This is a genomic window from Streptomyces sp. NPDC030799 (assembly GCF_055572255.1).
In genome coordinates this window covers 450543-470775 of the sequence record NZ_JBVIDS010000006.1, presented here as the reverse complement: position 1 = coordinate 470775, position 20233 = coordinate 450543, and the positions used below count along the sequence as shown (strand labels likewise).

Genomic DNA, 20233 nt, shown 5'->3' with positions numbered 1-20233 from the left:
CCTCACACCGGGGTGCGGCGGACGGACCGGCCCGCGAGCACGTCCGTCCGCTTCCCGTCCTCGATGACGAACCGGCCGTCGACGAGGACGTGAGGGATCCCCGTGGGAAGCGTGCGGGGCTCGGCGAAGGTCGCGCCGGACGCCACCGTCTCCGGGTCGAACAGCACCAGATCGGCCCGGTATCCCTCGCGCACCAGTCCCCGGTCCGGCAGCCGCAGCCGGGCCGCGGGCCGGGACGTGAGGTGGGCGACGCACTCCTCCAGCGAGAGGATCCCCAACTCCCGCACGTAGTGGCCGAGATAGCGCGGGAAGGTGCCGTAGGCGCGCGGATGCGGCTTGTCACCCCGCAGGATGCCGTCGGAGCCGCCCGTGTGCGTGCGGTGCCGCATGATCGCGCGGACGTTCTCCTCGTGGCCGACGTGCTGGAGGACGGCCGTACCGAGCCGGTCCTCGATCAGCAGGCGGCGGGCCGTCTCCCAGGGGGGCTCGCCGTGCAGCGCCGCAGCCTCCCGGACGGTACGGCCCACGAGGGTGCCGAGCGCGGGATCGGTGACCCCATGGGTGACTCCGGAGATCTCGATCGTCTCCCAGTCCACGGGTACGCCGTGGCAGCCGTCCGAGCCGGTCACCTCCAGGTCGTGCCGGATCCGTGCGGCCGTCGCCGGGTCGGTGAGGCGCGCCAGGACCTCCTCCGGGCCGCCCTCGCTCGCCCAGCTCGGCAGCAGCGCGGCCAGGGTGGTGCAGCCGGGCGTGTAGGGATAGGTGTCGAGGGTGATGTCCGCGCCCGCGTCCAGTGCTCGGTCCAGCAGGGCCAGCAGCTCCGGCGCCCGGCCCTCGTTCACACCGAAGTTCATCGTGGCGTGGGCCAGGTGCAGCGGACAGCCGGCCTCCCGCGCGAGGGCGATCATCTCGGCGTACGCCTCCAGGGCGCCGGCGCCGTAGGAGCGGTGGTGCGGGCAGTAGTAGCCGCCGTACGACGCCACCACCCGGCACAATCCGGTCAGTTCGGCGTCGGAGGCGTACATGCCGGGCGTGTACGTGAGCCCGGACGACAGCCCGACCGCGCCCTGCTCCATCCCCTGCGCGACCAACTGCCGCATCCGGTCCAGCTCTTCGGGGGTGGCCGCGCGGTCCTCCCAGCCGACGACGAGGGCGCGGACGGTGCCCTGGGGGACGAGGTAGGCCGCGTTGACGGCGATGCCCTGGTCGAGCCGGTCCAGGTACTCGCCGACCGACCGCCAGTCGAAGCCGATGTCGTCGCCGTACCCGTTCCACCCGGTGATCACCCGGCGCACCTCCTCCAGGGTGCGGTCGTCCACCGGCGCGTACGACAGCCCGTCCTGGCCGATGACCTCCAGCGTGACCCCCTGCGCCGCCTTCGCGCTGTGGTCGGGGTCGCGCAGCAGGGCGAGGTCGGAGTGGGCGTGCATGTCGATGAAGCCGGGGGAGAGGACCAGGCCCTCCGCGTCCAGCTCCCGCACGGCGCGCGGGCGCTGGCAGCCGGCCGCGGCGGCCTCCTTGACGATCGACACGATCCGGCCGCCGTCGATCACCACATCGGCCCGGTACGACGCGTCGCCGCTGCCGTCCACGACGTCGGCGTCCCGGATGACCAGGTCCTCCATGTCACGCCTCCCTTTCGCCGGTTCCTAGAAGAAGGTGCGGACGTAGTCGACGACCGTCCCGTCCGCCTCGGCCACCGGGATCAGCTGCCACTTGTCGAACGACGTGCACGGGTGGGACAGGCCCAGGCCGATCCAGTCGCCGACCTCGACGTCCGCGCCCGGTTCCGTGCGCAGCCAGGCGTGCTGGTCGGACAGGCCGGTCACGGTGATGCCGGTGGCCGGTCGCTCGACACCGTTCCGGCGTACCACCTGCGCGGTGGGCAGGTCCAGGTCGTGGGCGGCGTCGCGCTTGCCCGCGTTGGCGAAGGCCTGCTCGGGGGCGGGCCGGGAGACGACCTGCGCCCACAGCCGGAAGGCGGGCTCCAGCGCGCCCTCCTCGGGCACCCGGGTGAACGGGGTGAGCCTGCGGTAGTGCCCGTCGTCGTGCGAGACGTACGCCCCCGAGCGCAGCAGCTTCAGCACGGGCGCCGACAGCTCGGGGAGCTCGGCGAAGACCTCGGACACCGCGTCGAACCAGGCGCTGCCGCCCGCGCTGACGATGATCTCCTCGGCCTTCCCGAACCGTCCGCCCTTGTCGAGCTCGACGGCGAGCGCCACCAGCCGCCGCAGATACGACCGCACGCGCTCCGGGTCCGCGCGCGGCACCTCGCCCTCGTATCCCGCCACGCCCACGAGCCGCAGCGTCTCGGTCCGGGCCACCGCGGCGGCGACGGCCTGCGCCTCCGCCTCCGTGCGCACCCCGGTCCGGGCCCCGTCGCCCGCACCCAGCTCGACCACGACGTCCACGGGGCGGGTGGCGCCGTTGCCGCGCAGGGCGGTGTCCATCAGCTCGACGCCGCGCACCGAGTCGACGTAGCAGACGAACCGGAAGCCGGGGTCGGCGGCGAGTTCCGCGGCGATCCAGCGCAGCGCCGGGGCGTCCACCAGCTCATTGGCGAGAAAGACCCGCTGGATGCCGAACTCCCGGGCGACGCGGACCTGATGGGGCATCGCGAGGGTGATGCCCCAGGCGCCGTGCTCGATCTGGCGGTGGAAGAGCTGCGGGGCCATGGAGGTCTTGCCGTGCGGGGCGAAGGCGAGGCCGTGCCGGGCGGTGTACGTCTGCATGAGCGCCAGGTTGTGCGCGAGCCGCTCGGCGGACAGGACGAGGACGGGGGTGGGGAAGCCGCCCGTGAAGAGGTTGCGGCGCTGGGCGGCCAGCTCGCCGACGGTGTGTCCGGCGGCGTCCGGCGGGAGGCCCTTGAAGCGGTGGTCGACGCGTTCCTCGGCCAGCCGGGCGAGCGCTTCGGTGCTCATGGAGCCCCTCTCTGAGTCGTTGCATTCTCTGCAACGGTCATTGCATGTGTTGCTAACTGGTGTCTAGCATCTCGCCGACACCGGGTCAACGGAGCCGCTACCCGGTCATCGGACAGGAGTCATCATCAACGACGCTGCTTACGTCTCGCCCGTTCCACACGACCACGCGGGTCTTGTGGAGACCGTGGACGTCGTGGCGCTCGGCGAGTCCATGGTCACCTTCCTGCCCGGCCGGCCGGGCCGCCTCGCGGACGTGCCCTCCTTCGACCGCGCGATCGGCGGTGCCGAGTCCAACGTGGCCTGCGTGCTGGCCGCCGCCGGCCACACCGCCCGCTGGGTCGGCCGGGTGGGCGCGGACGGCTTCGGTGACCATCTGGTGGAGCGCATCGCCGGGTACGGCGTCGACGTCTCCTCCGTGGAACGCGACCCGGCCCGCCCCACCGGCGTGTACTTCCGCACGGCCGGCGACCGGGGCACGGGCGCCCACGAGGTCGCCTACTACCGGGCGGGTTCGGCGGCGTCCGCGATGTCCGTGGCCGACGTGGACCTGGCGGCGGTGCGGGCCGGCCGAGTCCTGCACCTGTCCGGCATCACGGCTGCGCTGTCGGAGGACTGCCGCGCCCTGATGCACACCCTGACCGCACACCACCCGGGCCGCCCCCTCCTCTCCTTCGACGTCAACCACCGCCCGGCCCTGTGGCCCACCCCCGAGGCACCGCTGGTCCTGCTCGACCTGGCCCGGCGCGCCGACATCGTCTTCGTCGGCGAGGACGAGGCGGAGCATGCCTGGGGCGTCACGGGCGGCCCCGAAGCGATCAGAAGAGCACTGCCGGAGCCGGGGGTGCTGGTGGTGAAGCAGGGTCGAAGAGGGGCGACGGCATTCGAACGTGACCGGCCCGGGGGCGACCGGGGGGTGGGGGCGGAGGCGTGTGGCGAGCAGCCGGGTCGTTCGGGCGCGGACGTCAGGGGTGCCGCGCCGGTCGCCGCACAACCCACCCGCACGACCGCCACCCCACCGCGGGCCACCTTCGAACCCGCCCCGACCGTGGACGTCGTGGCGACCACCGGCGCCGGAGACGCCTTCGCCGCGGGTTTCCTGCACGGCACCCTCCGCAACCTCCCCCTCGCCACCCGCCTCCGGCTCGGCCACCTCTTCGCCGCCGCGACCCTCACCACCCCCGCCGACCTGGCCACCCCGCCCGCCCGCGACCACGCCGACCGCCTGAGCGCCCTGGACGACACCGCATGGGGGAGACTTCGACTCGCCCCCGGCTGGACGCAGGCCGAGTGGCACGAGGAGGAGGCGAACACCCCATGAGCCAGACCGTCGACCGCGCCCTGAGCATCCTGCCCCTGCTCGCAGAGGGCCCCGCCGACCTCGGCCAGGTCGCCGACCGCCTCGGCGTGCACAAATCCACGGCCCTGCGCCTCCTGCGCACCCTGCACGAGCACGGCCTGGTCTACCGTCAGTCCGACCAGCGCTACCGCCTCGGCGCCCGCCTCTTCGCCCTCGCCCAGGAGGCGATGGAGAACCTCGACATCCGCGAGATCGCCCATCCCCACCTCGTACGGCTGAACGAGAACTGCGGTCACACCGTGCACCTCGCCGTCTACGAGGAGGGCGAGGTCCTCTACATCGACAAGGTGGACAGCCGCTACCCCGTCCGCATGTACTCGCGGATCGGCAAGCCCGTCGCCATCACGGTCGCGGCCGTCGCGAAACTCCTCCTCGCCGACCTCCCCGAGCCCGAGCGCCGCGCCCTCGCGGACAAGCTCGACTACCCCCTCTACACGGCCCGTTCGACCCCGAACGCCGCGGCCTTCCTCAAGGAACTGGCCACGGTGCGCGAGCAGGGCTGGGCCACCGACCTCGGTGGCCACGAGGAGTCCATCAACTGCGTCGCCGCCCCGATCCGCGGCGCCGACGGCCGGGTGGTCGCCGCCATGTCGGTGTCCGCGCCGAACGTGGTCGTCACCGCCGAGGAACTCCTCGCCCTGCTCCCGCAGGTCCGCCGTACCGCGGACGCGATCAGCGGCGAGTACTCCGGAAGAACGCCCGTGTCGGACCCCACGAAGGATCCCTCATGACCGAAAAGGACGCCCCATGACCGACAAGGACCCTGTATGACGGACAAGATCGCCCTCACCCCGAAGACCCACACCACCCCGCCCGCCAAGTTCTCCCACGGCGTGCGGAAGGGGAACATCCTCCAGGTCGCAGGCCAGGTCGGCTTCCTGCCCGCCGAGGACGGCAAGCCCCCGACGCCGGCCGGTCCCTCCTTGCGTGAGCAGACCCTCCAGACCCTCGCCAACGTCAGGGCGATCCTCGAAGAGGGCGGCGCGAGCTGGGACGACGTGATGATGATCCGCGTCTACCTGACGGACGTGGACCACTTCGCCGAGATGAACGACATCTACAACACCTACTTCGAGGAGCAGGGCCTCACCCAGCCGCCCGCCGCCCGGACGACGGTCTACGTCGGTCTCCCGGCCGGCCTCCTCATCGAGATCGACGCTCTCGCCGTACTCGGCTGAGCCGCTGACGATCCCTCACCTCCCGCACGTCCGTCGACGGTACGGCGGCCCCCGACCCCGGTCCGCCGCACCGCGATGCCCCCTGCCGGAAAGCACGATGCATTTACGAAGAGGACCCCCGTATGTCCTTCCCGCTCACCCTGCCCGCCACAACCGCCCCCACCGCTCCCGCTGCGCCACCACCCCACACCGGAGGCCTGCTCCTCCTCCTCGACGGCACCCCCGGCCTCCTCACCGTCGCCGCCCTGGGCATAGCCCTCCTCCTCTTCCTGATCATCAAGGTCCGGCTCCAGCCCTTCGTGGCGCTCCTCGCCGTCTCGACAGCCGTGGGCCTGTCGGCCGGCCTCTCGGTCACCGAACTCTTCGGCACCGTCCAGCGTTCCGACGCCGTCTCGACCATCGAGTCCGGCATGGGCGGCATCCTCGGCCATGTCGCGATCATCATCGGCCTCGGCACGATGCTCGGCGCGATCCTGGAGGTCAGCGGCGGAGCCGAAGTGCTGGCCTCCCGCCTCCTCGGTCTGTTCGGCGAGCGGCGCGCCCCCCTCGCCATGGGCCTGACCGGCCTGATCTTCGGCATCCCGGTCTTCTTCGACGTGGGCATCTTCGTCCTGGCGCCGCTCGTCTACGCGGCGGCGAAACGCGGCGGCAGGTCGATCCTCCTCTACTGCCTCCCGTTGCTCGCCGGCCTGTCCATGACCCACGCCTTCCTGCCGCCGCATCCCGGCCCGGTCGCCGCCGCGGGCCTGCTGCACGTCCAGCTCGGCTGGATCATCCTCATGGGCATCGTGTGCGGCATCCCGGCCGTACTGGCCGCCTGGGCGTTCTCCGCCTGGATCGGAGAACGGATCTTCGTCGCCGTACCGCAGGACATGGCCGAGGCGGCTCAGGAGGCGAAGCGGGCGGTCGTGGCCGAGCAGCGTGCCCAGGGCGTGGAGGCGGGCGAGAAGCCGGTACCGCCGGCCACGGTCCTGGCCATCATCGGCACACCCCTGATCCTCATCCTCGCGGCCACCTTCTCCTCGATCGCCCTGGACCCGTCCCCGGCCCGCTCGGTCGTGGAGTTCTTCGGCAACCCGTTCGTGGCCCTGACCCTGGCCCTCCTCCTCGCCTACCACCTCCTGGGCATCCGCCGGGGCTGGTCCCGCAAGTCCCTGGAGACGGTGTCGACTTCCTCGCTCAAGCCGGTCGGCAACATCCTGCTGGTGGTCGGCGCGGGCGGGGTCTTCGGCGCCGTACTGAAGGCGAGCGGGGTGGCGCAGGCGCTGTCGGACACCTTCCACGGCGTGGGTCTGCCGGTGATCGTGCTGGCGTATCTGATCTCCCTGGTGCTGCGGGTGGCCCAGGGGTCGGCGACGGTCGCGATCGTGACGACGGCGGGCATCGTGGCGCCCCTGCTCTCGGCGGGCCACCACTCCCAGGCTTTCGCGGCCCTGGTCATCATGGCCATTTCCGCAGGCTCGATCTTCGCCTCGCACGTCAACGACGGTGGCTTCTGGATGGTGGCCAAGTACTTCGGCATCAGCGAACGGGACACGCTGCGCACATGGACGGTCCTGGAATCGGTGCTGTCGGTGGTGGGTTTCGCGGTGGCGGCGACGGTGAGTGTGTTTGTGTGAGTGTGACGTGAGTGAACCCGGGGATGAGCGGGCTGACTGGTTCCGGCACAGGGAAGTCGTCCATACTGCCGCCGTGGAGCAGCGCATAGGAGCGAGCAGCAAGCCGTCCAAGGGCGAGCCGTTGAAGGCAGAGCCCGTCACGGGCGCCGGTTTCGACCCGGCGTTCATCCCCGGAATCACGGCCCCGGCCCCGGCCAGGTCCGATGAGCCTGTGGACGCCGAGCCGGCCCGGTCGTCGGCGGAGCCGGAGCCGCAGGACCGGGAAGCGCCGGCTCAGCTGGAGAAGGCCGGGGACGCCGGGGACGGTGAGAAGGCCGGGGACGGCGAGGACGCCCAGGCGGCCGACGAGACCACGGCCGGTGGTCCGGTCTTCGAGGCGTCCGACCGCCGCGCGAAGATCGTGGCCGACCGCAAGGGTGTCCGCCTCCGCCTGGACGAGGAGTCCTGCGAGTTCCGCTGGGACGAGATCGCCGCGGTCGAGACGGAGTCCCCCCGCTTCGGCAAGCGCTTCACGATCACGGTCCACACCCCGGACCGCCGCTGGTACCCGATCGAGATCGAGGCGACGGCCAGAACCCGCTTCAAGGAGTGGGACGAGCAGCTGGACGCGGTACTCGACGCGTACTTCGAGCAGGACTCCAGCGGCTGAGGCGGCGTCAGGGAGCGCGGCCGGGGCGCGGGCACGCGCCCGGCGCGCGTGATCCGAGGCGTCAGCGCCCAGCCCGCCGCATGACGTATCACCAGGCCGCCGAGACGCCGGTATTCCGTCAGCCCGCCACGCCGGCCGCGTGCTTGGTGCGCCAGGCGCTCTTCTTGGCCTGGTTGCCGCACGCTCCCATCGAGCACCAACGGCGGTTCCCCGGCCGGGAGGTGTCCAGGAACCAGGCGGCGCAGTGCGGTCCGGCGCAGGCACGTACCCGCTCCAGTGCGGCGGAGGTCGCGAGGCCGAGCGCGTCGCGGGCGATGTGGGTGAGGACGGCGCGTACCGGATCGGCGGCGGTGTAGGTCACCGAGCCGTCCTCGTCGAGCACCGGCACCGGGGGTGCCCCCGCGGCGGCCGGTTCAGCAGGGCACGATCCTCCGGCGGGCAGCCGGCCGGCCCGCTGTCGCCGCGGGCCGCCGTCCACGCCGGCCGCCGGGCGGCACACGGACCGGTGCGGCCCCGACGCTGTGAACCTGGTCTGCATGGTCGGCGCCATCGCCGCCGCGGCCGTACTGCCGGCCGGCCGTCTGGGCGGCGCCGTCGGACTGACCGGCCTGGGCACGGGGATGCTGCTCCTCGACGTGGCCATGCAGTCGGGCCAGGTCGCCAACCAGGCCCGCATCTTCGCGCTGCGCCCCGAGGCCCGCGCATGCCTGAACACGGCGTACATGACCTGCGCGTTCCTCGGTGGCAGCGCAGGATCGTGGCTGGGCGTGCGCGCGTACTCCGCCTTCCGCTGGAACGGAGTGTGCGGTCTGGTCGCCCTCCTGGCCGGCCTCGCCCTGCTCCGCCACGTCCTGCGCGGCCGGCCGGTCACGCCGGCCGAGGCACCGGTCGCGGCGCCGTCGGGCACGGACGGCGTACCGGCCGGCCGCTGACGGATCACCCCGTGCACCGGTGAAGGCGCCGACGGGTGGCAGGCGCGCGGCGAGGCAGGTGGTAAACGGGTGTCCAGGGGCGGCGAGCTGCGGCGATCATGAACCGGACACGACCGCAACCGATAAGGAATCGCTTCCCATGCCTGTACCTGCCGACCCGACCGTCCTCCATCCGATGCCCGAGCAGCCGCGGGTGGTACTGCTCAGGCCGCTGGTGAAGTCCCCGCTGATCGAGGTCGGGGAGTATTCCTACTACGACGACCCGGACGACCCGACCGCGTTCGAGACGCGCAATGTGCTCTACCACTACGGGCCGGAGAAGCTGATCATCGGCAAGTTCTGCGCGCTGGGTACGGGAGTGCGGTTCATCATGAACGGCGCCAACCACCGCATGGACGGCCCCTCGACCTTTCCCTTCCCGACCATGGGCGGCTCCTGGTCGGAACACTTCGACCTGCTCACCGACCTGCCCAGCCGAGGGGACACCGTCGTCGGCAACGATGTCTGGTTCGGCCACGGTACGACCGTGATGCCCGGCGTGCGGATCGGACACGGCGCGATCATCGGCTCCGGCGCCGTGGTCACCACGGACGTACCCGATTACGGGATCGTCGGCGGTAACCCGGCACGGCTCATCCGTACCCGGTACAGCGAAGAGGACGTCGCTCGGCTGCTTGCGGTGGCCTGGTGGGACTGGCCCGCGGAGCACATCACCGACCATGTGCGGACGATCATGTCGGGCAGCATCGCCGATCTGGAGGCCGCCGCCCCGGACACCCCGCATGTCTGACGCTGCTACGCGACGGCGTAGTGACCGAGGGCCGCTTCGAGCATGCCGAAGGCGCTGGCCGCCTCCGCGGTGACGGTTTCGGCGATCTCGTCGTTGGGGTGTCCGGTCAGGGTGAGGTCCTGGATGCGCTGGAACAGGATGCGGTGGACCGTGCCGAGCAGTCCTGCGGCGGTCCGGACGGTGATGTCGTTTGGCGGTGCGCCGGTGGCCGCGGCGAGCGCTTGGGCCAAGGCGCTTTCACGCTGGTCGTGCAGGCCGCGCAGGCAGGCGGTGAGGGTGGGGCTGTCGGCGATCATGCGGGCGAAGGCAGGGCCGGAGAACCCGGAGACCGGATCCGCGGCCGCAGCGGCGTCCATGAAGGCGCGACGCAGCGCCGCCAGCGCGGACTCGCCGGACCGCCGTGCGGTCACCGTCTGCGCCAGGGAGGCGATGAACGCGTCCTGGTGGTCCAGGGCCAGATCCTCCTTGCGCGCGAAGTAGTTGGTCACCGTCTTCTTGGCGACCCGTGCGGCGGCGGCGATCTCGGCGATGGTGGTCTGCTCGAAGCCCTGGGCGATGAACAGGCGGGTGGCGTGGTCGGAGATGAGCTGCCGGGTCTCCTGCTTTTTGGATTCCCGCAGGCCGGCGGGCTGCGCGGGCGATGTGATGTCGGTAGCCATGAGGCGAATCTTACCCTCGTAGCATTTTTATGTTGACACCCGCGCTCTAGTCCGGCTAACTTTACGCCCGTCGCAACTTTATGTCGAAGGAACGAAGAGGAGTGCCCATGCGTGAGCTTCACACCGCGGTCGTCGCCCCCGCTCCCGCGGCGCCGATCCCCGCGCCGCGTCGCCGGGACGGGCAGCAGCTCGCCCGCATGGCAGCCGCCCGCGCCCGGCGCATCACCCCGCCCGTCCGCAGCCTGCCGCGCCGCGCCGGCTACTGACCCGCACCGCGCCACCGACGATCACGTCCGACCGCCTCGCCCACCAGCGGCGACAGGCTCCGCGCATCGATGAGGGGAACGTCTCTTGCAGATCACCGCGTCCACCGTCTCGCTCACCGTCGACGACGTCGCTGCGTCCCAGCGGTTCTTCACCACCCACCTCGGCTACGTCGAGCAGGCCGCCGCCGAGGGATTCGCCTCCCTGTCACGCGACGACGCGGCGGTGGACATCGTCCTGCTCGCGCGCGGCATCGAGGTGCTGCCGGCCGACCAGCGTGACCAGCACGCTTCCGGCCTGATCGTCGCGTTCACCGGCACCGGGATCGAGAACGAGGAGAAGCGGCTGCGCGCCGAGGGTGTCGAGATCACCATGCCGCTGCGCGAGGAGCCCTGGGGCGAACGCCTCTTCCAGGTCACCGACCCCAACGGCGTGATCGTCCAGTTCGTCGAGTGGGCCGCCACGTCCGGCCCCGAGAACGCCTGAGTACGCCTGCTCCGAGGTGTCCACGTACCCGTTCCCCGGTCAGGGGAGGGCGCAGACGCAGAACTCGTGGCCCTCCGGGTCGGTCAGACACGTCCATGGCACGTCGCCCTGGCCGACGTCGAGGTCGGTGGCGCCGAGAGCCCGCAGCCGGGCCACCTCCGCTGCTCTGTCGTCACCGGGGTACGGCAGCAGGTCAAGATGGACGCGGTCCGGCACAGTCTTCACGTCGGGTGTGCGGAGGAATTCCAGATACGGGCCTACGCCCTTGGCGGAGCGCAACGCCGCATGGTCGTCGGTCACCTCGTGCACGGCCCAGTCCATCGCCTCACCCCAGAACCGGGCCATGGCCCGCGGATCCACGCAGTCGACCACCACTGCGGCGATCGGCCCGGTGTCGCGGTAGATCTCCCGAGGCTCCAGCACGCAGAACTCGTTGCCCTCCGGGTCGGCGAGGACCGTCCACGGCACGTCGCCCTGGCCCACCTGGGCGGGCGTCGCACCGAGAGCCACGAGGCGCGCGACCAGCTCCGCCTGATGGGCCGCGGAGGTGGTCGCGAGATCGAGGTGCACCCGGTTCTTCGTCGTGGTCTTGGGTTCCGGGACGGGAACGACGTCGATGCAGACAGCGACCGGGTCCGGCCAGACGGGGCCGCCCGCGGGTCCGACGTAGGTGGTCACACCGGGGCTGTAGGCACTCCAGCCGAGCGCCTCCGCCCAGAACCGGCCGACCGCCAGGGCGTCAAGAGCCTTGATGTTCACCTGAACCGGTCGCAATGCCATGCCGGCGATCCTACGCACCCGCTCCGCACAGTCGATCAGGCAACGGGATCGGTCCGGTCGCGCGGGCGGCGCCTCCGCCCCGCTATTTCTTGCCCTTCTCGTCGTTCTCCTTGAAGCAGACGACGAACCATTTCCCGGCGCCCGACTGGGTGAGCGAGCCGGTCGTGCCCGGGACGTCGGAGCATGCCAGGGTGTCGACGACGGCGTCCTCGTTCATCTTCAGGACCTTGTAGTCGGCGTGCGGGTCGGTGCAGTCGAGCTTCTTGGCCTTCGCATCCTTGTCCGTCCCGATGTTCTGGAAGCAGTCACCGGCCTTGAGCGTCGCGGACTGGTCCTTCGTGTCGTACGGGCCCAGAGCCCAGAACACCACCATGCCCGCGACGGCGAGGACCAGACCGAGGAGGATCAGGCGATTGCGTCGTATCTGCGCCGGGGTGTACGAGGCGTTCGGGGGCGGCATGGGGGACACGGGCAGTTCCTCAGTGGGTGCGGACGTGCGAAGACGGCCACGAATCTAGCCCACCTGCCGGTACTCGTCGTTCGCGGCCGGACGTCGTCCCGTGCGCAACGGCAACGCCCGGACCGCAGAGGTCCGGGCGCCGTCGCCGAGCGGAACTCACGTCACGGCAGAGCGTGCACATGTGCCCCCACCGCACTCGACCACGCGTTCCCGGCCGACGCGTCCCAGTTGGTCGACCAGGTCATCGCGCCGCGCAGGTCGGGGTAGGTCCTGGACGGCTTGAAGGTGCCGCAGTGGGTGCCGGCCGTCAGGCAGTCCAGGGCGTTGTCCACCACCGTCGGGGACACATATCCGCTGCCTGCCGCGCTCGTGGAGGCCGGGAGACCCAGGCCCACCTGGGACGGGGCGAGGCCGCCCTGGAGCTGGATGCAGGCCAGGGCGGTGAGGAAGTCGACCGAGCCCTGGCTGTAGACCTTGCCGTCGCAGCCCAGCATCGAACCGCTGTTGTAGTACTGCATGTTGACGACCGTGAGGATGTCCTTGATGTTCAGGGCCGTCTGGAAGTAAGCGTTCGATGTCGACTGCATGTCGATCGTCTGCGGTGCCATCGTGATGACCAGGGACGAGCCCGCCTTCGACGCCAGCGCGCGCAGTGCCTGGGTCATGTAGGTCGCGTTGAGGCCGTTCTCCAGGTCGATGTCCACGCCGTCGAAGCCGTACGTCTGCATCAGCGAGTGGACCGAGTTCGCGAAGTTCGTCGCCGATGCCGAGTCGCTCACCGAGACCGTGCCGTTCTGGCCGCCGATCGAGACGATGACCTTCTTGCCGGCCGCCTGCTTGGCCTTGATGTCCGCCTTGAACTGGTCGACCGTGTAGCCGCCCAGGCCGGACGTGTCCAGGTTGAAGGTCACGGCACCCGGCGTCGAGGTCGCGTCCGCGAAGGCCACCGCGATGATGTCGTACGACGACGGGACGTCCGACAGCTTCTGGACCTTCGCGCCGTTGTTGAAGTTCTGCCAGTAGCCGGTCACCGCGTGCCTGGGCACGGAGCCGCCACCGCCACTGCCGCCGGAGGCCGTCGTGGCCGTCACCGACGCCGACTTCGCCGACTCGCCCGCCGTGTTCGTCGCCGTCACCTGGAAGGAGTAGGAGGTCGAGGGCGTCAGGCCCGTCAGCGTCGCCGACGTTCCCGTCACCGCTGTCGCCTTCGCGCCGTCCCGGTAGACGTTGTAGCCCGTCGCGCCCGAAACACCGGCCCAGGACAACGACACCGACGAGGAGGTCGTGGACGAGACCGTCAGACCGGCCGGAGCCGCCGGGACCGTCGGGGCCGGGTCGCCGCCTCCGCCGCCGTCGGGGCCGTGGACCGAGACGTCGTCGGCGTAGTAGGACGCCTGGCCGTACCAGCCGTGGGTGTAGACCGTGACCGATGTCGTCGACGCGCCGGTGGTGAAGGTCGTGGACAGCTGCTTCCAGGCGGATGTGTCCGGCGTCCACGTGGACACGTCCGTCGTGCCCGTGCCCGTCACGCCCAGGTAGGAGTAGCCGCCCTGCACCCATGCGCTCAGCGTGTACGTCGAGCCGGGCTTGACCGCGACCGTCTGGGTGCACTGGGCGTCGTCCTGGCCGGCCGGCGTCGCCTTCAGCGCGGCCGACCCGGTGTGTACCGGGGAGGAGACCGTCGTACCGCTCCCGGCCGTACAGGTCCAGTTGGTCAGGCCCGACTCGAAGCCCGCGTTCCTGACGTTGTTGACGTCCGCCGCGGAGGCCGGGGCGGTGGCGAGGCCTGCTACGGAGAGGGCCAGCGCGGTGGCCGCGGACCAGAGGGTGATTCGGCGTCCGCGGGGTCTGGGTATGCCTGGTGCATGGTCCACAGGGGGCCTCCGGTGGGGGAGTCGAAGAATTCGGCGCGCGAGGCAGCCGTGGGAGGGAGGGGAGAGAAGCGGTGGCCACCGTTGGGCTACAAGTTGGTCCAGACCAATCCGGGTGTCAAGAGGTTCAGACCAAAACTGTTTCCGGGCGCCCGCTCAAGCTGTCCGGATTTGGCGGGAGTTGTGACCGGAGAGTTCCACGCGAGCTTCACCAACGCTGTTCTCCGGCCATACGGCCGTGGATACAGTGCTCACATAGTCACGCAGTGAAGTCGTCCTGGCGCACGGGAGTTACCCCCGTGGGCCGGCGGGTGTGAAGAGCGGGGAGCTGCGCGTGCCAACTGCCATTGCCGTGACCAGTGCCGACATGGCGCTGCCGGCGCAGGACGAACGGACCATGCCCGCCGTCGTGCTCAGCGGCATCGACCAGCGGCCGCTGGAGCAGGCGCTCACCGAACTGCACACCCTGACCGAGCAGTACGGCTATGTCGTCGTCGTCTGCTCGGCCGCCACTCCGGAGCCCGTCGTACGGCGCCTGCACACCCTGCGCTCGCTGCTGGAGAGCGACCGCATCGCCCTCTTCCGGCCCGAACTGCCGCCGCTGGGCGTCGCCGTGCTCGCCCGCCAGTTGCGCCAGCTCGCCTCCTGCGATCTGAGCCCGGGTGTGCTCGCCTCCGCCGGGCGGCTGCTCACCCACTACATCCACGCCGGGGCCGTCCTCGGCTCCGTCGCCAAGCTGGACCGCGTCCCGGTCGGCCTGAAGGCGCACGCCAAGTCCTGGATGCCGGGCAGTCAGTTCGCCGTGCTCGCCCATCCGGAGCCGCAGCTCGTCAAGGTCGGGCCCGGCGTCACCCTCAAGGGGCCCGATTTCAACACCTGGATGCTCGTCGCCAAGGGACAGCAGACGCAGGGCGACTGGGTGGCCGGGCTCGCCGGGCAGTGGAGCGTGCACGGGCTGCGCGAGGCTCCGCTGCCCGCCGAGTCCGCCGCCTGGTGGGGGACGGCCCGGATCGCCGAGTTCTGCAGCTACCTCGCCGATCTGTCCGTTCTGTATCAACTCGTCACATCGGTACGACAAGCCGGCTGCCACTGGTGCGGCCTGGACGTGATCGGCGACCGCTGCGTCTTCTGCTCCGCCAACCCGCCCGCCCGTGAACCCGCCGCACCCCGCGCCCTGGAACAGCGCACGCCCGCCTGACCAGCCCAGCACGTCCATACCCCGCTCGGCCGATTCCCCCAATGAGGTTGCACGGTTCATGAACTCCCGTCAGCGCCGCGGCGTGATACTCCTGATCCTTTCGGTCCTGTGCGCTCTCGGCGCGTTCGCCGGCGTGCTCTCCGTCGTCCACGACGTGAATTCCAAGGTCGGGCCCGAGGTCACGGCCTATCGGGTCCGGTCCGACGTGAAGCCGTACACCGCCCTGGACGCCGGTCAGTTCGAGCAGACCAGGATGCCCAAGCGCTGGCTGTCCGGCAACGCGGTGACGGATCTGCGGCAGATCCAGGGCAAGATCGCCGTCACCACCCTGCGCGCCGGCTCACTGCTCCAGACCGACATGATCGTCGACCAGCCCGCCCTCCAGCCCGGACAGCAGGAGGTCGCCATCATGATCGACGCGGCGACCGGCGTGGCCGGGAAGATCACCCCGGGGGCGCGGGTCAACGTCTACGCCACGTTCCAGGGGAAGAAGGACGCCGACCCCGACCAGTCGAAGATCGTCGTGACCAACGCGCGCGTCCTCGACGTCGGCCGGATCACCGCCCTCGACCCCGACAGCAGCAAGAACCAGCAGCAGCCCACCGAGGCCGTCCCCATCACCTTCGCGCTGTCCACCCTCGACGCCCAGCGCCTCACCTACGCCGAGTCCTTCGCCCAGCGTGTCCGGCTCGCGCTGGTGGCCCCCGGCAGCGAGACCAGCGTCCCGGACAAGGACCGCACCTACGAACTCGCGACGGACAAGTGAGAGGCCGCCCGCATGCCCACCAGGATCCTCCCGGCCGGCGCGGACCCGGATGCCGTCCGCTCCCTCACCACCCTGCTCAGCCAGCTCCCCGACGCCGAACCACAGCCACCGGTGACCGACTCCACCCAACTGGTGGACACCCTCGCCCGGCTCGCCGCCGAGTCCGTGGACGAACTGCCCGAGGTCGTGGTCGTCCATGAGCGGATCGGCCCGGTCCCGGCCCTGGAGCTGATCCGCGAGGTCGCGCTCCGCTTCCCCGCGGTCGGCGTCATCCTCGTCACCACCGACACCAGCCCCGGCCTGTTCTCCGCCGCGATGGACTCCGGCGCCCGCGGCCTGGTCGCGCTCCCGCTGTCGTACGAGGAACTCGCCAGCCGTGTCCACGTCGTCGCCCAGTGGTCGACGGGGGTACGCCGCCACCTCGGCCACAGCGTGGACGTCTTCGGCGGAGTCGGCGGTACGGCCGTCACGGTCAGCGGCGCCAAAGGCGGCGTGGGAGCGACACTCACGGCCATCCAGCTGGCCCTCGCCGCGCAGGCCTCCGGGCGGGCGACGGCCCTCGTCGACCTGGACCTGCAGACCGGGGACATCGCCTCCTACCTGGACATCCAGTTCCGCCGGTCCGTGGTCGACCTCGCCGCCATCACCGACATCTCGCCCCGCGTCCTCGCCGACGCCGTCTTCCGCCACGACACCGGCCTCGCCCTGCTCCTAGCCCCCGCCGAGGGCGAACGCGGCGAGGAGGTCACCGACCGCGCCGCCCGCCAGATCATCAGCGCGCTGCGTTCCCGCTACGAGGTGGTCGTGGTGGACTGCGGAGCCCAGTTGAGCGGTGCGGGTGCGGCGGCGGTGGAGATGGCCGACACCGCGCTGCTGGTGACCACCCCGGACGTGGTCTCCGTACGCGCGGCCAAACGGACCGTACGGATGTGGGACCGGCTGCAGATCCGCAAGGCCGAGGAGACCACGGTGGTCGTCAACCGGCACTCACGCAGCACGGAGATCCAGCCGGCGCTGGTCCAGCGCATCACCGGGACCGCTCTGGCCCGTACCGCCGTCCCCGCCAACTTCAAGGAGCTGCAGGGGGTGGTGGACGCGGGGCGGCTGCACGAGCTGGACAGCAGGAGCACGGTCAAGCAGGCACTGTGGGCGCTCGCGGGCGAGCTGGGGCTGGTGAAGGCCGCCGAGGGGGCGCACCGCGGAAGCGGGCGGGCCTCGGTCGGATTCCGGCGGCGGAAGGAGTGAGCGCTCCGATGAGAAGCAGAAGGCCGGGCGGGGACCGGGACCGGGGGCAGGTCAGTATCGAGTTCCTCGGGATGACGCCGCTGATCGTCCTGACGCTGGTGCTCGTGTGGCAGGCCGTGCTCGTGGGATACACCTTCACGCTGGCCGGGAACGCCGCGGACGAGGGGGTGCGGGCAGGGACCGCGGCGCCGCGGGGGGAGCGGCAGGCGGTGTGTGAACAGGCGGCCCTGAAGCAGGTGTCGAAGGCGTGGCAAGGGGGAGCCAAGGTGAGCGGGTGCGACCAGACCGGCTATGTGACCGTGGACGTGCGGCTCAAGGTGCCCGTCCTCTTTCCCGGCCTCATCGACTTCCCGGCCCACGTGACCGGCCACGCCGGTGCCGTCGAGGAGGTGAAGGACTGAGATGCGTCGCCGCAGAAGCGACCGGGGCCAAGTCGCCGTCGAGTACCTCGGGTTCATCCCGGTCCTCCTGATCGTGGCCATGGCGGGCATCCAGATCGGGGCGATCGCCTACGCCGCCGAGCAGGCCAGTACGGCGGCGCGGGCGGGGGCGCGGGCGGCGTCGTTGCGGCAGGACGTGCCGCAGGCGTGCTCCGAAGCCGTCAGTGGCGCCCTCAAGGTGAGCTGCGACGAGACCGGGGGAGGGGAGGCCTCGGTCACCGTCACCGCCAGGGTCGGCATCCCCAAGATCTTCTGGAACTTCGGGGAGGCCACCAAGACCGCCACCATGCCCCGCGACCACTGACCGAGGAGAAGCGACCCCATGAGCCTGAGGGCACGCATCAGCACCCCGGAGGAGCACGGCAGCCGGGGCGAGGACGGGCATCTGGTCGCCTCCTACCGGGCCAAGCTGCTGGAGGAGATCGACCTCGCGGAGATGAGTTCGCTGGCCGCCGCCGAGCGCCGGGCCCGGCTGGAGCGGGTGCTCGGGCACATCATCAGCCGTGAGGGCCCGGTGCTGTCGACGGTCGAGCGTTCGCAGCTGATCCGCCGGGTGGTGGACGAGGCACTGGGCCTCGGCATCCTGGAGCCCCTCCTCGAAGACGCGTCCATCACCGAGATCATGGTGAACGGCCCCGACGCGATCTTCGTCGAGCGAGGCGGCCGCGTCGAGCAGCTGCCGCTCCGGTTCGTCTCCGCCGACCAGCTGATGCAGACCATCGAGCGGATCGTCTCCACGGTGAACCGCAGGGTCGACGAGTCGAACCCGATGGTGGACGCCCGCCTGCCCTCCGGCGAGCGCGTCAACGTCATCATCCCGCCGCTGTCGCTGACCGGCCCGATCCTCACCATCCGCCGCTTCCCGCGCTCCTTCACCCTGCAGGAGCTGATCTCCTTCGGCTCGCTGGACGAACACATGGTGTATCTGCTGGCGGGGCTGGTGCAGGCGAAGTTCAACATCATCGTGTCGGGCGCCACGGGCACCGGGAAGACAACCCTGCTCAACGCCCTGTCCGGACTCATCCCGCCGCACGAGCGCATCATCACCATCGAGGACTCCGCCGAACTCCAGCTCCAGCAGACGCACGTGGTCCGCCTGGAGTCCCGGCCGCCGAACGTCGAGGGAAAGGGCCAGGTCACCATCCGCGACCTGGTCCGCAACTCCCTGCGGATGCGCCCGGACCGGATCGTGGTCGGTGAGGTCCGCGGCGGCGAGTCCCTCGACATGCTCCAGGCGATGTCGACCGGCCACGACGGATCGCTCGCGACGGTGCACGCCAACAGCGCCGAGGACGCGCTCACCCGGCTCCAGACCCTCGCCTCCATGTCCGACGTCGAGGTCCCCTTCGTAGCGCTGCACGACCAGATCAACAGCGCCGTCGACGTCATCGTCCAGCTCACCCGGTTCGCCGACGGCGCCCGCCGGATCACCGAGATCGCGCTCCTCGACAGCCATGGCGGGGAGCCGTACCGGCTGGCGACCGTGGCCCGGTTCGACGCCCGGCCCATGACCCCCGACGGCCGCGTGTACGGCGCCTTCCAGTACTTCCCGCTGCCCCGCCGTACCGCCGACCGCCTCTACATGGCGAGCCAGCCCGTCCCGCAGGCCTTCGGAGTCGCCCACTCCGCGGACCAGCTCGCCACCCGAGAAGCCAGGTAGGCCACCCATGGAACTGCACACCCTCGTCCAGCTCACCACCGGCGTGACGCTGCTGGCCTGCGTCCTGGCGGTGGCCGGCGTGCACGCCTGCGCCTCGGGCCGGGCCCGGCGCGCCGCCCTCGTGGACCGGCTCACCCACACCGGCCCGGTCCCGGCGACCGGCCGCCGGCGCCGCTTCCGCGACCTCGACCGGCGGCTGCGCCGTACCCGCCTCGGCCGCCGGCTGGAGCTGCGCCTGGCGGCGACCGGCCTCGACGTCACCCCCGGCGAGTTCTTCGTCTACATGCTCGGCACGGTCGCCGCGCTCTGGCTGATCGGCCAGGCCACCCTGGCGCCGTTCTTCGGACCCCTGGCCGGTCTGCTCGGCATCGGGGCGGCGGTCCAGTTCCTCAACTGGCAGCGGCAGAAACGCATCGAACGGTTCATCAACCAACTCCCCGAACTGGCCCGCATCCTGGCCAACGCCACCCAGGCCGGCCTCGCCCTGCGCACCGCGATCGGCATGGCGGCGGAGGAACTGGAGGCCCCGGCCGGCCAGGAACTGGGCAAGGTGGCCGACCAGCTGGCCATCGGCCACTCCCTCGACGACGCGCTCGGTGAACTCGCCGACCGCCTGCCGTCCCGCGAGCTGGTCGTCCTGGTCACCACCCTGGTCCTGTCGAACCGCGCCGGCGGCCAGGTCGTGTCCGCGCTGCGGAACCTCACCGAGACCCTGGAGGAACGCAAGGAGACCCGGCGCGAGATCCGCACCCAGCTGAGTCAGGTGACGATGACGTCGTACGCCGTCCCCGTCCTGGGCGTCGGCGCGCTGTTTCTGATGAACGCTGTGAAGGACGGCGCGCTGGCCCGCATGACCGGCTCACCGGTCGGCCAGGCCTGCGTGCTCATCGCCTTCGCGATGTACGCGGTCGGCTTCGTCCTCATCCGCCGCCTGAGCCGGATCGACGTGTGAGGGAGG

Annotated in this window: 23 protein-coding genes; 16 read left to right on the top strand and 7 right to left on the bottom strand. The window is 71.1% G+C overall.

Annotation, left to right across the window (positions count from 1 at the left end):
• Positions 1-2: 2 nt before the first annotated feature.
• Together ACZ41I_RS18245 and ACZ41I_RS18240 are read right to left on the bottom strand one after the other, a co-directional pair.
• On the bottom strand, positions 3-1625 hold the full coding sequence (locus ACZ41I_RS18245) for an amidohydrolase family protein (protein ID WP_399764059.1): 1623 nt from the start codon (positions 1623-1625) through the stop codon (positions 3-5).
• 24 nt (positions 1626-1649) lie between these two features.
• Positions 1650-2921 carry an amino acid deaminase gene (locus ACZ41I_RS18240; protein WP_468514570.1) on the bottom strand — a complete coding sequence of 424 codons (1272 nt, stop codon included), beginning with the start codon at positions 2919-2921 and terminating at the stop codon, positions 1650-1652.
• 184 nt (positions 2922-3105) lie between these two features.
• Here ACZ41I_RS18240 and ACZ41I_RS18235 point away from each other — a divergent pair, with 184 nt between their 5' ends.
• The 5 genes from ACZ41I_RS18235 to ACZ41I_RS18215 all read left to right on the top strand — a co-directional run bounded on the left by ACZ41I_RS18235 (position 3106) and on the right by ACZ41I_RS18215 (position 7724).
• Positions 3106-4239 (top strand): sugar kinase, encoded by a 1134-nt coding sequence (locus tag ACZ41I_RS18235; RefSeq protein ID WP_468514598.1) that lies wholly within the window; start codon positions 3106-3108, stop codon positions 4237-4239.
• The gene (locus tag ACZ41I_RS18230) at positions 4236-5009 is read left to right on the top strand and encodes an IclR family transcriptional regulator (RefSeq protein ID WP_468514569.1); all 774 of its coding nucleotides are present in this window, start codon (positions 4236-4238) and stop codon (positions 5007-5009) included. The genes ACZ41I_RS18235 and ACZ41I_RS18230 overlap by 4 nt, the downstream gene beginning before the upstream one ends.
• Before the next feature lie 36 nt (positions 5010-5045).
• The gene (locus ACZ41I_RS18225; protein ID WP_363217464.1) at positions 5046-5456 is read left to right on the top strand and encodes a RidA family protein; all 411 of its coding nucleotides are present in this window, start codon (positions 5046-5048) and stop codon (positions 5454-5456) included.
• Between the two features lie 122 nt (positions 5457-5578).
• Complete coding sequence (locus tag ACZ41I_RS18220; protein WP_363217463.1) at positions 5579-7075, top strand: GntP family permease; 1497 nt, start codon at positions 5579-5581, stop codon at positions 7073-7075.
• Positions 7076-7148: 73 nt separating this feature from the next.
• Positions 7149-7724, top strand: a complete 576-nt coding sequence (locus ACZ41I_RS18215) for a hypothetical protein (RefSeq protein WP_468514568.1) — start codon at positions 7149-7151, stop codon at positions 7722-7724.
• A gap of 118 nt (positions 7725-7842) precedes the next feature.
• Here the strand turns inward: ACZ41I_RS18215 and ACZ41I_RS18210 are convergent, their stop codons facing one another.
• Complete coding sequence (locus ACZ41I_RS18210; protein WP_468514567.1) at positions 7843-8262, bottom strand: CGNR zinc finger domain-containing protein; 420 nt, start codon at positions 8260-8262, stop codon at positions 7843-7845.
• Between ACZ41I_RS18210 and ACZ41I_RS18205 the strand changes: the two genes are divergently transcribed.
• A complete protein-coding gene (locus tag ACZ41I_RS18205) occupies positions 8261-8656 on the top strand; it encodes a hypothetical protein (protein ID WP_468514566.1) in 396 nt (131 codons plus the stop codon). The two genes, ACZ41I_RS18210 and ACZ41I_RS18205, sit on opposite strands and share 2 nt — an antisense overlap.
• A gap of 139 nt (positions 8657-8795) precedes the next feature.
• Positions 8796-9446 carry a CatB-related O-acetyltransferase gene (locus tag ACZ41I_RS18200; RefSeq protein WP_468514565.1) on the top strand — a complete coding sequence of 217 codons (651 nt, stop codon included), beginning with the start codon at positions 8796-8798 and terminating at the stop codon, positions 9444-9446.
• Positions 9447-9451: 5 nt separating this feature from the next.
• Here ACZ41I_RS18200 and ACZ41I_RS18195 read toward each other — a convergent pair whose 3' ends face one another.
• Positions 9452-10105, bottom strand: coding sequence for a TetR/AcrR family transcriptional regulator (locus ACZ41I_RS18195; protein WP_399764077.1), 654 nt, complete (start codon positions 10103-10105; stop codon positions 9452-9454).
• 107 nt (positions 10106-10212) lie between these two features.
• Between ACZ41I_RS18195 and ACZ41I_RS18190 the strand changes: the two genes are divergently transcribed.
• Both ACZ41I_RS18190 and ACZ41I_RS18185 read left to right on the top strand, forming a co-directional pair.
• Positions 10213-10371, top strand: a complete 159-nt coding sequence (locus ACZ41I_RS18190) for a hypothetical protein (RefSeq protein WP_468514564.1) — start codon at positions 10213-10215, stop codon at positions 10369-10371.
• Between the two features lie 85 nt (positions 10372-10456).
• Positions 10457-10855, top strand: coding sequence for a VOC family protein (locus ACZ41I_RS18185; protein ID WP_399764082.1), 399 nt, complete (start codon positions 10457-10459; stop codon positions 10853-10855).
• Positions 10856-10894: 39 nt separating this feature from the next.
• Here the strand turns inward: ACZ41I_RS18185 and ACZ41I_RS18180 are convergent, their stop codons facing one another.
• From ACZ41I_RS18180 to ACZ41I_RS18170, 3 genes are all read right to left on the bottom strand, one after another.
• A complete protein-coding gene (locus ACZ41I_RS18180; protein ID WP_399764085.1) occupies positions 10895-11635 on the bottom strand; it encodes a VOC family protein in 741 nt (246 codons plus the stop codon).
• An 82-nt stretch (positions 11636-11717) separates the two neighbouring features.
• On the bottom strand, positions 11718-12095 hold the full coding sequence (locus ACZ41I_RS18175; RefSeq protein WP_468319567.1) for an LppU/SCO3897 family protein: 378 nt from the start codon (positions 12093-12095) through the stop codon (positions 11718-11720).
• Positions 12096-12256: 161 nt separating this feature from the next.
• Positions 12257-13969: a chitinase gene (locus ACZ41I_RS18170; protein ID WP_468514563.1), complete on the bottom strand. Its 1713-nt coding sequence runs from the start codon at positions 13967-13969 to the stop codon at positions 12257-12259.
• 364 nt (positions 13970-14333) lie between these two features.
• Between ACZ41I_RS18170 and ACZ41I_RS18165 the strand changes: the two genes are divergently transcribed.
• The 7 genes from ACZ41I_RS18165 to ACZ41I_RS18135 are packed head-to-tail and all read left to right on the top strand — an operon-like array spanning position 14334 to position 20227.
• The gene (locus ACZ41I_RS18165; RefSeq protein ID WP_468514597.1) at positions 14334-15164 is read left to right on the top strand and encodes a hypothetical protein; all 831 of its coding nucleotides are present in this window, start codon (positions 14334-14336) and stop codon (positions 15162-15164) included.
• Between the two features lie 58 nt (positions 15165-15222).
• Positions 15223-15930 (top strand): Flp pilus assembly protein CpaB, encoded by a 708-nt coding sequence (gene cpaB, locus ACZ41I_RS18160; protein WP_363217454.1) that lies wholly within the window; start codon positions 15223-15225, stop codon positions 15928-15930.
• Between the two features lie 12 nt (positions 15931-15942).
• Positions 15943-17175, top strand: a complete 1233-nt coding sequence (locus tag ACZ41I_RS18155; protein WP_363217453.1) for a CpaE/TadZ family protein — start codon at positions 15943-15945, stop codon at positions 17173-17175.
• 8 nt (positions 17176-17183) lie between these two features.
• The gene (locus tag ACZ41I_RS18150; RefSeq protein WP_363217452.1) at positions 17184-17576 is read left to right on the top strand and encodes a TadE/TadG family type IV pilus assembly protein; all 393 of its coding nucleotides are present in this window, start codon (positions 17184-17186) and stop codon (positions 17574-17576) included.
• Between the two features lies 1 nt (position 17577).
• The gene (locus tag ACZ41I_RS18145) at positions 17578-17919 is read left to right on the top strand and encodes a TadE/TadG family type IV pilus assembly protein (protein WP_399764100.1); all 342 of its coding nucleotides are present in this window, start codon (positions 17578-17580) and stop codon (positions 17917-17919) included.
• A gap of 18 nt (positions 17920-17937) precedes the next feature.
• The gene (locus tag ACZ41I_RS18140) at positions 17938-19275 is read left to right on the top strand and encodes a CpaF family protein (protein WP_363217450.1); all 1338 of its coding nucleotides are present in this window, start codon (positions 17938-17940) and stop codon (positions 19273-19275) included.
• A gap of 7 nt (positions 19276-19282) precedes the next feature.
• A complete protein-coding gene (locus ACZ41I_RS18135) occupies positions 19283-20227 on the top strand; it encodes a type II secretion system F family protein (protein WP_363217449.1) in 945 nt (314 codons plus the stop codon).
• Positions 20228-20233 lie beyond the last annotated feature (6 nt).